Consider the following 12,335-nt stretch of genomic DNA (forward strand, 5'->3'; position numbering starts at 1 on the left):
TATTTCAGAAATTTAGTATGAGAACGTCCAGTGATAATTTATTTTATTTATTTTTTTGAAATTGTATTTCAAAGTACTATGATTTCACACTCTTGCCTTACACATTTAATTCATTTTTTCTTATATCAAAAAATTTATACTCGAGAATTCCTAAACTTTGATTGGGAGTAATTCGTATCTTGATAGAATATTTAATTTTCCACTTTATTTTTAAAGATAGAAAACCCTGATTAATAAAAGCTGCAACATACGGATGAACATGCAAATCGATTTTTTTTACAATTAGTTCTTTTGCAACAGTTTTAATTTTTTCATCTAATGTGTCTGTAAAAAAAATAGAAGGGTTAATAGTACCTTTTCCAAAGCATACGGGGCAAGTTTCCGTAATAGTAGTAAAATCCAGAGCCGGACGTACTCTTTGTCGGGTAATTTCCATTAATCCAACTTTACTTATTGGAAAAACGTGATGTTTAGCTTTATCTTTAGCCATAAATTCACACATACTATTGTATAACTTTTGGCGATTTGTCTGTTCATCCATATCAATAAAATCTATTACAATTATACCTCCCATATCTCGAAGCCGTAATTGTTTTGAAACTTCTTCAGCAGCTCTTAAATTTATATCAACTATTATATTTTCTTTATCGATATTGGGAGTTGATGTCAATCTATTTCCACTATTCACATCAATGACATACATTGCTTCTGTATGTTCGATAATGAGATATGCTCCATCTTTGAGAGTGATTATTTTTCCAAATTTTGATTTAAATTGTTTAGTAATAGCGAAATTGTCAAAAATTGGAGACTCTCCTTTATAGAGCTTCACAATATTTAATTTTTGACGAGCAATCAAACTAAGATAATTACGTATTTCATTGTATACATTTTCGTCATTAACGTAAATATGCTCAAAAGAGGAATTAAAATTATCCCTTAATAATGTTACTATTCTCTTTCCTTCTTCATAAATTAAAGAAGGAGACTTACTCTTAACGAGTCTTGATATGTTATCATCCCAACGTTTTACTAATATTTTTAACTCTTCGTCAAGTTCAGATGCTTGTTTCCCTTTTGCTGATGTACGAATAACTACAGAGAAATTTTTAGGTTTAATACTACATATCAACTGCTTTAATCGAATACGCTCTTCATCTGATTGAATTTTTAATGAAATACTTACTTTATCCCCAAAGGGGATAATAACAAGATATCTTCCTGCAATCGAGAGTTCTGAAGTAAGACGAGGACCTTTAGTAGAAATTGGTTCTTTAGCAATTTGTACTAATAAATTATCTCCTTTTTCCAAAACATTTGTAATAGAGCTATCCTTAGCTATATCTAGTGAACGTGGGAATTTATCAACAGGTAGTATATTTTTTTTACTAAAAATAGTTTTCAATAATTTGTTTAAATTATTAATATGATTCCTTAAATCACGATAGTGAAGGAAAGCTTCTTTTTTACTCCCAATATCTATGAAAGCAGCATTTAGACCAGGCATCATTTTTTTAACCTTACCAAGGTAAATGTTCCCTACTGAAAATGATATATCACGTACTTCTCTATGAAATTCTACTAGATTTTTGTCTTCAAGGACGGCAATAGACATTATCTTAGGTTGAACATCAATTACTAACTCACTTATCACAGCATCAGTTTTTAAATGATCAAACATCAAAGGCCAAATATGTAATTAACCTTAAAATTGACAATCAATAAAACAAAATAAAAGTTACTTTTTATTTTTATGTCTATTTTTTCTTAATCTTTTTTTCCTTTTATGTGTAGACATCTTATGTCTTTTCCTTTTCCCTCCACTTGGCATTGTCTATACGAATTTTACGAAAAATATTTACAAATATAATATAATTTACTTTTAACTAAAGTTCTAATATTTATTCTTCAAAACTTAACAATATATATGAGTTAAAGTGAAAGTGTATCTGTAATTTTGAATCTAAAATAAAAATTGCTTTAAATTTGGAAGAAATTTTATACATCATTGATGGTATACAGATAAAGGTTTTTGACTTTATCTGTCAAAAACTAATTGAGTGGTACATTGAGCATAAAAGGAGTTTGCCATGGAGAGGTATTCGCGATCCATATAAAATATGGGTTTCAGAAATTATTCTTCAACAAACGCGTGTTGCTCAGGGGTTAAAGTATTATAATCGGTTTATTGAACGTTTCCCTAATATAGAATCTTTGGCTGTAGCTGATGAACAAGAAGTTCTTAAGTATTGGCAAGGGTTAGGATATTATTCTAGAGCACGTAACCTACATAGTACAGCTAAAATTATTTTAAATAAATATAATGGAGTATTTCCAAAAGATTATCATACAATTCTAAAGTTAAAAGGAATTGGTGAATATACAGCTGCTTCTATTACTTCTTTTGCATGGGATATGCCTTATCCATCGGTTGATGGAAATGTATTTCGTTTTTTATCTCGCCTCTTTGCTATTGATTATCCTGTTGATACAAGAAAAGGAAAGAACTATTTTTCAGAATTAACAACACAATTGATGAATAAATCAAAAGCCGGAATGTTCAATCAAGCAATAATGGAATTTGGAGAATTACAGTGTATTCCATTTTGCCCTAATTGTACTGTTTGTCCTTTCAAATCTATATGTTTAGCCTATTTTAATCATACTATTCTCCAATATCCTGTTAAACAAAACAAAATAAAAAAGAAAAAAAAATATCTTTACTACTTTCATATTTATGATCCTAGTTACTTATATTTAAATATGAGGAAAGAAAAAGGAATTTGGAAGAATTTATTTGAATTTCCTCTGATAGAGTCAGAAATATTAATGGATTTTCAACAATTAAGTAATACTGATAAATTTAAATTGTGGTTCCCTCAAAAATATATTGATCACTTTGAATTAGTGATAAAAAATCAAAAACATATTTTATCTCATCGAATATTGTATGTTTTTTTTTATAAAGTATTTGTAAAAAAAATATCGAATGGTTTAAATGTTTTCAAGAAAATCAGGTGGATAGAAATAGATAAATATCCTTTTCATCGATTAATGCAGTTTTATTTGGACAAATTTCACTGAGTAAATTTGTCATTTTGTTATTTTATTCTTATCTTTAGGGCAGTTCTGACTTAACATGTTTGTAGTATTATGTCTGTAAATAAAGTTATTTTAGTTGGTAACGTGGGAAAAGATCCGGAGATAAGGTATTTTGATAACGGTAGAGCTGTTGTCAATTTTTCTATAGCTACCAAAGAAAGAGCTTACACTACCTCTAATGGGATACAAGTTCCTGAACGAACAGAGTGGCATAATATTGTGTTATACAGAGGAGCAGAAGTTGCTGAAAAATATATTCATAAAGGTTCAAAGATTTATATTGAAGGAAAAATTCGTACTCGTTCGTATGATGGGAAGGGTATTAAACGGTATATAACAGAAGTATTGGTGGATGTTTTTGAACTATTAGATCGTAAACAGTTGAATAGTGAAAATGACCCCATTTCTTGTGAATCTTCTGTAGTAACAAATTACACTCCTCAGACTACTATAAATCCTCTAATAGAACAAGAAGATGATGATTTGCCATTTTAATCAAATCAAATAGGGATATGTAAAAATCTGTTCCTATTTTATGTAGAGAATGAAAATTGCAGCATTGGTATCAGGAGGAGTAGATAGTTCAGTTGTTGTCCATCAGTTAAAGGATATGGGTTACGATCCGATTATTTTCTATATAAAAATAGGTATGGAAAACAGGGAGGAATATGTTGACTGTTGCTCCGAGGAAGATATAGAAATAATCACTTGTATTGCTCAAAAATATGGATGTCGAATGGAGATAGTTTCCCTTCACAAGGAATATTGGGAAAGTGTAGTTGGTTATACTATTGATAGTGTCCGTAGAGGATTAACTCCTAATCCGGACATAATGTGCAATAAACTTATAAAGTTCGGAATTTTTGAAAAAAAATGGGGATATGAATTTGATAAAATTGCTACTGGTCATTATGCAACTACTACTGAGATAAACAATAAAATTTACCTCTCCACTGCTTCTGACAAGGTAAAAGACCAAACTTATTTCCTTGGACAAGTAGAATATTTACAGATATCTAAATTGATATTCCCGGTTGGATATTTTCAGAAAAGTGAAGTGAGGATGATTGCTTCTGAACAAAACTTGCCGAATGCTTTTAGAAAAGATAGTCAAGGTATTTGTTTTTTAGGAAAAATTAATTACAGTGATTTTATACGAAAATATTTAGGAGAAAAATCAGGTAATGTTATAGAATTAGAGACAGAAAAAATATTAGGACAGCATAAAGGGCATTGGTTTTATACTATTGGACAACGCAAAGGCTTGCATTTAAGCGGTGGTCCATGGTTTGTGGTAAAAAAAGATATTCAGGAAAATACTATTTTTGTTTCTAATGATTGTACATCAGAAACAAAATGTATTAATCTAAAAGGTTTTCATTTTATAACCGAAGATACGTGGAGTAATTTTACTGGTACAAAAGAAATCACATTTAAAATAAGGCATACACCAGAATTTACTTTTGGTAGAATCAAACGTATAGATAATATTTATAGAATAGAATCAGAAAATAAAATACAAGGAATAGCTGCAGGACAGTTTTGCGTAGTATACGATAAAGAATGTAAATTATGTTTTGGTAGTGGTGTGATTGTTTTGTAAAGTTTAGGATGAATTTGTTTTATTATTTCTATTAGGGTAAAGAGTATGATTATTACAATCGAGATGTTGATTTAGGAGCAAATAAAAATATGAAAAATAACTATTGTGTTATTATGAGTGGAGGGATAGGTAGTCGTTTTTGGCCTTTTAGTTTAGAAAATAAGCCGAAACAATTTCTCGATTTTTTCGGAGAAGGTCGTTCACTTTTGCAACAAACTTTTGACCGATTTAAGCAGATAATACCTATAGAGAATATCTTTATTGCAACTAATAAAAAATATGCTGAATTGACAAAAGAACAACTTCCTTCTTTGAATAATGATCATATACTATTAGAGCCTATCCGCAGAAATACAGCTCCTTGTATAGCATATGCTTCTTATCATATTAGAGCTATTGATTCAAAAGCTAATATTGTAATTTCTCCTGCTGATCATTTGATTTTTCAAGAGCAAAATTTTTTAAAAAATATTCAAATAGGTTTAGACTTTGTTCGTAAATCTCATTTATTACTGACTTTGGGTATAAAACCAACACGTCCTGAGATAGAATATGGATATATACAAACAAATGAAAAAGAAAACTGTATCCGAAAAGTAAAAACTTTTACAGAAAAACCTGATTATGAACTAGCGAAAATATTTTTCAAGTGTGATGATTTCTTTTGGAATTCAGGAATATTTATTTGGAATGTTAATACAATTTTGGAAGCTTTTGATATGTATTTGACAGATGTTAGTATGTTTTTTAGAAAAGGCTTAGGTAAATACAACACTTCGGAAGAAAAAACATTTATTGATGAAGTATATTCAAAATGTCCAAATATTTCTATTGATTACGGCATTATGGAAAAAGCAAAAAATGTGTACATGCTATTAGCAGAATTCGATTGGTCTGATTTGGGAACATTTGATTCAATTTATGATTTAGCAAAGAAAGATATTCATGGTAACGCTACTCTTAAATGTCAAACGTTTTTTATTGAAAGTGAAAACACTTTAGTAACACTTCCTGAAAATAAGCTTGCTGTGATACAAGGGTTAAATGATTATATAATTATAGAATCTAATAATTTGTTGCTAATCTGTAAAAAGTCGGAAGGGTCACGGATTAAGCAATTTGTATTAGATGCTAGCAAAAAATATGGGAAAAAGTATTACTGAATAATTTTTTCTAAACAACAAAAATACTTTAGCTAAATCATTGATTCACAAATCAACTCATTGTAGAAACCTGCTTTTTTGTAATTAGCCTGCTTATTTTGAGCTATTGAAGTAGCCTATTTTCTTGTTAAAAAATTGAGTTTAACAAGAAAATTATAATGATGCAATGTGTTCTTCTAACAGCTTAATTTTGCTTTCCGTGTCCGCTTGTTTTTTTCTTTCTGTTTCAATGATTTTTGTTGGGGCTTTGGAAATAAAATTTTCATCATTCAATTTTATCAATACCGAAGACAAAAAATCACGGTAATATCGCAAATCTCTTTTCAAATTGTTCAATTCGTCGTTTTTATAAATATTGAATTTTCTTGGAATAAAAAATTCAATTGTTTTTACTAGAAAATGAATAGCTTCGGATGGTTTTTCATTTACTTGTTCGATAGTGGAAAGATTTGCCATTTTAATAATTACTGAATCATAATTAGTTTCATAATTTCCTTTAATCTGTAATATAAGTTTTTCTTTATTTGGAATTTTTTTTTGTAAGCGTATTGTACGAATATTAGAAACAATTTCTTTTGCTTCTTCCATCCCTGCTGAATGGAATTCAACAGAGTTAAAAATCGGAATTGTTGATACCATAATACTTTCTCCGTCTTTTCGTTTTTTTAAAGATTGCCACAATTCTTCAGTGATGAACGGCATAAAAGGATGAAGAAGTTTGAGTAAGGAATCAAAAAAAAACAATGATATTTTATATGTTTTTTTATCTATTGGCTTGCCATATTCCGGTTTTATAACTTCTAAGTACCAAGCACAAAATTCATCTCTAAATAGTTTATAAACATCTATTAAAGCCTCTGAAATACGATATTTATCAAATGAATTATTGATATTTTTAATAGTCATATTCAATCGTGATTTGAACCAGCGAACAGCCATAACTGAAGATTCTGCTTGTTCCATATCTACTGTTTGCCATCCCTTGATCAATCGAAAGGCATTCCATATTTTATTGCTGAAATGTTTCCCCTGCTTGCAAAGACTTTCGTTAAAAAGAACATCATTTCCAGCTGGAGCAGACAATATTAGTCCCATACGGACACTATCAGCTCCATATCGTATAATTAAATCCAAAGGTTCAGGAGAATTACCCAATGATTTACTCATTTTGCGTCCTAATTTATCACGAACAATTCCAGTAAAATATACATTATGAAAGCATGGTTTTTTTCTCAATTCATAGCCAGACATAATCATACGAGCTACCCAAAAAAAAATAATATCAGGAGCTGTTACCAAATCAGTAGTTGGATAATAATATTCAATTTCTTTGTTATTAGGTTTGTTTACACCATCAAATACAGAAATAGGCCATAACCAACTCGAAAACCACGTATCTAATGAATCTTCATTTTGATGTAAATCGGATGGTTGTAATTTCGGATTACCTGTTTTTTCTTTTGCTAAAACTAATGCTTTTTCAGGGGTTTCAGCTACTACAAAATCTCCTTTAGGTAAAAAATAAATAGGAATTCGATGTCCCCACCACAATTGACGGGAAATATTCCAATCTTTGACATTTTCCATCCAACGGCGATAAATATTCCTGAATTTAGAAGGATAAAATCGAATTGTGTCATTCATAACAGCTTCTAATGCTGGTTTTGCTAAATCTTTCATTTTTAAAAACCATTGCGTAGACAATTTAGGCTCAATAGGAACATTAGTCCGTTCTGAAAAACCAACTTTATTTTCATAAACTTCTGTTTTTTCAATTAATCCGATTACTTCTAAATCTTTTTCTATTTTATCTCGGACGATAAAACGGTCTTCACCTTCATACTGTAACCCGTACTTGTTTAATGTACCATCATCGTTGAATATATTTAATATTTCCAACTTATGTTTTTTACCCAATATATAGTCCTTTATAGCGTGTGCAGGTGTCACTTTTAAACAACCTGTACCGAACTCTATATCTATGCAATTGTCTTCAACAACAGGAATTTCACGATTGATAAATGGAACAATTACTTTTTTTCTTTTTAGATATGCATTTTTTGAGTCATTAGGATGAATACATACAGCAGTATCACCAAATATAGTTTCTGGACGAGTAGTAGCAATTATAGCATAATTATCTTCTCCTACTATTTTATAACGGATATAATATAACTTTCCTTTTTGTTTTTTATAAATTACTTCTTCGTCTGATATGGCAGTTTTTGCTGTAGGATCCCAATTAATCATTTTTATATCTCTATAAATCAGACCTTTATTATATAAATCCACGAAAACTTTCGTAACACTTTCTGACCTTTGTTTATCCATAGTAAAACATGTTCGTTTCCAATCGCAGCTTGCTCCTATTTTTTTTAATTGTTCTAAAATAGTTTTTTCGTGTTTACGTGTCCAATTCCATGCATACTCTAAAAACTGTTCTCGTTTTAAATCAGTTTTTCGAATGCCTTTTTTAGATAATATAGAAATAATTTTAGCTTCAGTGGCGATTGATGCATGATCAGTTCCAGGAACCCAACAAACATTTTTTCCCAACATTCTTGCTCTACGAACTAATATATCCTGAATCGTATTGTTTAACATGTGTCCCATATGTAAAACACCAGTTACGTTAGGTGGCGGAATAACTACAGTATAAGGTTGACGATTATCTGGAACAGAGTAAAAAAAACCTTTTTTTATCCAATAGTTATACCACTTTCTTTCTACTTCTGAAGGATTATATTTTGTTATAATTTGGTTGTATTGCATACTTAAAAACAAAATCTAGTCAAGATTTATGTTACAAAAATAATATTTCCAAAGGAAATTAATGAATGTCCTTTAGAATAAAAACAGAATATGATTTATAATATTTTTTTATTATAAAGTAAATATTATAAATTTGCACACTTGCAGATAATTTATTATTAAATTATCATAACATATGACAAAGAAAGAAATTGTTGCTATAATTGCAGAAAAGACGGGAATAGACAGAGAAAGTGTTTCAGCCGTAGTTGAAGGATTTATGAAAGAAATAACTACTTCTTTAAGTTCTGGTAAGAATATATATCTGCGATTTTTCGGTACTTTTACGGCAAAAAGGAGAGCTGCTAAGCCTGCACGTAATATTAAAAAAAATATTACAATTTTTTTACCTGAACGTTATGTTCCACACTTTAAGCCATCTGATTACTTTAAAAATAAAGTAATAGATGGTATGAATAACAGATAGATAGTTCAATTAGGGTCATCGAAAATGATGTTTGGATTTGAATTTCAAAGGCTACTCATAGGTGTAATTATATTAGGTTGTCAAGATTTGATAATCAGATAGTAAAATTTTCAAAATAAAGAAAAAGGAATAGAATAATAGTTAGTTTGCTATACAAACAATCAAGGATATTTAAAGGTAAAATAGAATTTAAAATTACTATATATGGTTAGTGAATGTTTTTATGATGATTACAAAGTAACACGATTATATTAATTTGGCGGTATTTTTTTTGTTTGGATGGGAACTTGTATGGGTTTGAAAAGCTTATGCACGTATTGTGGTTGTGGTGAACTAATTTTCAGCTTATTAATTATTTAGTGTATTTAATTTAAAATTAAAATTATGCTCCTCATAATGGTAAATTAATAATTAAGAAAAAACTCAAAAATTGTTTTATAACAGACTTGAGTTTATAATTATCTATAAAATAAAAGATTTGGATTGCTTAGCTTAAGACAGTAAGACAGAGGAATAAGTACGTTTTTAGATTAAAGCTAAAAAGATAGAAGATAAAGTTTTATAATTGTATCTTTTCAGGAGTAACTTTAGTTACAAAAATGTTGTAAGTGAGGTCATAGTGAGTGGTCAAATTCGATTTTCCTCTTCATAATTTTTCGATGGATTCTTTGTTATATAATTTATGGCACAAGTTGATGTGTATAAGCTAAGCTAATATAATCGCCAGATACGTACTATCTGGCGTAGTTTAGGGGAATTTTTCTTAAAATGTTCTTTAAAAAAGTTCTAATACCTGATTTATTCAAATTGAAACACTAAGGTTAGCTTAGTGTTAGCTGTAAAATGTTAAAATAATAGATATTCTAGGCATATATTTTCGTTTTGAGCACTTATTCCCGGTTATCTTAATGTTAAAAATAATAATTATGTGATGAGATTTGCGAATAATCAAACAAGAATAGTTGTGCATTCACTTAAATACTATAACTCATATTATTCTTATATATTTGTTAAAAACGAAAAATAATTTATTGAAAAAACTTTATTAACAATAATTATTTATGAATATTTTCTTGAAAAGATTATTGTGCCTAGTAGTAAGAATACTGCCTTCTATTTCTCAGACGTAAATCAACATCTTTTTTATCTAATGAATTAATTAATTTTAATAATTAATTGCTTTTTTGTTTGTAAGTTCACTAGTCATTAATACTATTTTGTATTTATGATACTTTAGATAAACAATGAATATCTTGCCATGTGTTAATGTAACTCATGCTATTCTTTAGATATTTATTAAGTGGGAAATTACTTTATATACGGGTTATGTTGTTTTTCTTCTTTAACGGTAGAGAACTGACCATGACCAGGAAATATTTTAGTATTGTCCGGTAAAGTAAATATATTATTCTTAATGGAAGAGATTAATATATCTTGATTTCCGCCCCATAGGTCAGTACGTCCAATATTATGATAGAATAAAGCATCACCTGTAAATACACAATCATTTTTTTTGGAATAAAATGAGAGACTTCCGGGAGAATGTCCTGCAGTCAATAATACTTTTAACGTGATACTCCCCCCAAATAAAAAAATAGTATCTTTTTCTTTGAGATAATGATCAGCAGCTATTGGTTGATAATTAATAGAAAATCCAAAAATAGTTGCTTGTACTTTTAAATCGGGCATAGACTCCTCTATTTGATGATATTGAGGCCTTAATCCATAAGTTTTATAAATAAAATGATTGCCCAATATATGGTCAAAATGTAAATGAGTATTAATTAAATACTTTAATTTCAGTTGATTAAAATCTATAAATTCTTTTAATTCTATGCATTCTTTTTTTGTAAAAGCTCCGCAGTCAATAAGAGCTGCTTCTTTAGTTTCATCATAAACTAAGTAGGTATTTACTCGTACTGAATTAAATTCAAATAATTTGATTTTCATTCTTTTCAAGAAAACTAGACGAACATTCCAAAGTTAGTTATTTTTTTGTATTAAAATATCTTGTACGTAATTAGAACAAAATTAAAACTAAATATTGAAAAAAGACATTTTGATTGTATCTCTCAAATTTCATAGTTTTAGAAAAATTGAATAATGTAAAGATTAATCTTCTTAAAAGATTTAAGACAATAAATATTCTAGTATATATAATTTTTTGATAAACTAGATTTTTTCATATTACCATCTATTATATAAGCATCTATATATAACATTCAAAAAAAAATATTACACTAAAAATAACCCTTTATTATTTTTATACATTTGTTTTTCATTTGAATTAAAAAAATATCATATATTTTAATTTTTCTAGAAAAGAAAGTTTTGTAACATTCTATTAATATATACTTAATTAGTTTAACGTTTAGTTGCTATTTAGCATAGCATTATATAGTGATTTATTTTGAAGAACCTCTATAGCTCTGTTTAGAACAGGATAATTGCAAAGTTGATAGGCCAGAATCCCCTTTAGCAAAATAGTATTGCTTAACAATGTACATAGCTAGATATTTGTGACTTGTAAAATTCTAAATCGTGAATCAAATTAGATTTGAGTTTATTTTCTAATGATTGAAATTTTGTAACAACTGCATCGCAGTTTCCTTCAGATTTTAGAAGTATTCTTAGAGATTCTATTATCTTTTTATTGTTTTGATTATAACTTAAATTCTGTTGTGCATTTTTTTGATAAACTCTTTAAATTCGTTGTGAATATTATCCGTTAAGATAAATTCTGAAGGAGCATTTATTTTGGGATGTTTGGCTTTCTATTGAACAAAAAAAATCAAAAAACATAAAGTTTGGTTTCATGTAATAAATAATTGCTTAGATTTTCTCTTTTTTTATTAAAAAGCCTGGTAAAATATCTCTTCCATATTTAACTGAATGGTTGTAAGAAGTATAATATATATTGATAAGTGTATCGGGAATTTTAGAAGGTATTTTTTTATTCTCGTTTTTATGAAAATAATCAATAGACTGAATACAACGTCCATTAGGAATATAATATTTGGAAGTTGTTAATTTTAATTGAGTATTGTGAGGCAATTGATTAATAGACGGTACTAATTCTTTTCCATAGGTATGAGTACCAATAATAACATCCCTATCAGTATCTTGAATAGTTCCAGTGAGAATTTCGGAATTGGATTCAGAATTTTATTGACTAATATAGTTAAAGGCAAGTCAGATTCAATAGATTTCTGAATAGCACGATAAATTT

At 28.4% G+C, this 12,335-nt stretch carries 8 protein-coding genes and 1 pseudogene; 5 read left to right on the forward strand and 4 right to left on the reverse strand.

Annotation, left to right across the window (positions count from 1 at the left end; genetic code table 11):
- Positions 1-97: 97 nt before the first annotated feature.
- Positions 98-1,654, reverse strand: coding sequence for an Rne/Rng family ribonuclease (locus tag ACZ5QM_RS02580; protein ID WP_464183328.1), 1,557 nt, complete (start codon positions 1,652-1,654; stop codon positions 98-100).
- A gap of 332 nt (positions 1,655-1,986) precedes the next feature.
- Here ACZ5QM_RS02580 and mutY point away from each other — a divergent pair, with 332 nt between their 5' ends.
- The 4 genes from mutY (at position 1,987) to ACZ5QM_RS02600 (ending at position 5,868) form a co-directional block, all read left to right on the forward strand.
- Complete coding sequence (gene mutY / locus ACZ5QM_RS02585) at positions 1,987-3,084, forward strand: A/G-specific adenine glycosylase (RefSeq protein WP_464182450.1); 1,098 nt, start codon at positions 1,987-1,989, stop codon at positions 3,082-3,084.
- 69 nt (positions 3,085-3,153) lie between these two features.
- On the forward strand, positions 3,154-3,597 hold the full coding sequence (gene ssb / locus ACZ5QM_RS02590; protein ID WP_464182451.1) for a single-stranded DNA-binding protein: 444 nt from the start codon (positions 3,154-3,156) through the stop codon (positions 3,595-3,597).
- 49 nt (positions 3,598-3,646) lie between these two features.
- A complete protein-coding gene (mnmA, locus tag ACZ5QM_RS02595) occupies positions 3,647-4,705 on the forward strand; it encodes a tRNA 2-thiouridine(34) synthase MnmA (protein WP_464182452.1) in 1,059 nt (352 codons plus the stop codon).
- An 89-nt stretch (positions 4,706-4,794) separates the two neighbouring features.
- Positions 4,795-5,868, forward strand: coding sequence for a mannose-1-phosphate guanylyltransferase (locus ACZ5QM_RS02600; protein WP_464182454.1), 1,074 nt, complete (start codon positions 4,795-4,797; stop codon positions 5,866-5,868).
- Positions 5,869-6,021: 153 nt separating this feature from the next.
- On the opposite strand, the gene ACZ5QM_RS02605 is transcribed toward ACZ5QM_RS02600, so the two are convergent.
- A complete protein-coding gene (locus ACZ5QM_RS02605) occupies positions 6,022-8,640 on the reverse strand; it encodes a valine--tRNA ligase (protein ID WP_464202994.1) in 2,619 nt (872 codons plus the stop codon).
- A gap of 175 nt (positions 8,641-8,815) precedes the next feature.
- Here ACZ5QM_RS02605 and ACZ5QM_RS02610 point away from each other — a divergent pair, with 175 nt between their 5' ends.
- Entirely contained in the window at positions 8,816-9,106 is a 291-nt protein-coding gene (locus tag ACZ5QM_RS02610) for an HU family DNA-binding protein (protein WP_464182457.1), read from the forward strand.
- A 1,308-nt stretch (positions 9,107-10,414) separates the two neighbouring features.
- On the opposite strand, the gene ACZ5QM_RS02615 is transcribed toward ACZ5QM_RS02610, so the two are convergent.
- Positions 10,415-11,056 carry an MBL fold metallo-hydrolase gene (locus ACZ5QM_RS02615; RefSeq protein ID WP_464182459.1) on the reverse strand — a complete coding sequence of 214 codons (642 nt, stop codon included), beginning with the start codon at positions 11,054-11,056 and terminating at the stop codon, positions 10,415-10,417.
- An 882-nt stretch (positions 11,057-11,938) separates the two neighbouring features.
- A pseudogene (locus ACZ5QM_RS02620) lies at positions 11,939-12,256 on the reverse strand (S41 family peptidase); the annotation flags it as partial.
- Positions 12,257-12,335: the final 79 nt, after the last annotated feature.

The organism is Azobacteroides sp. (SeqCode) (assembly GCF_055395615.1).

Coding starts and splice junctions, on each gene's coding strand:
- ACZ5QM_RS02615 (WP_464182459.1), bottom strand. CDS start 11,056: ATGAAAATCAAATTATTTGAATTTAATTCAGTACGAGTAAATACCTAC.
- ACZ5QM_RS02605 (WP_464202994.1), bottom strand. CDS start 8,640: ATGCAATACAACCAAATTATAACAAAATATAATCCTTCAGAAGTAGAA.
- ssb (WP_464182451.1), top strand. CDS start 3,154: ATGTCTGTAAATAAAGTTATTTTAGTTGGTAACGTGGGAAAAGATCCG.
- ACZ5QM_RS02600 (WP_464182454.1), top strand. CDS start 4,795: ATGAAAAATAACTATTGTGTTATTATGAGTGGAGGGATAGGTAGTCGT.
- ACZ5QM_RS02610 (WP_464182457.1), top strand. CDS start 8,816: ATGACAAAGAAAGAAATTGTTGCTATAATTGCAGAAAAGACGGGAATA.
- mnmA (WP_464182452.1), top strand. CDS start 3,647: ATGAAAATTGCAGCATTGGTATCAGGAGGAGTAGATAGTTCAGTTGTT.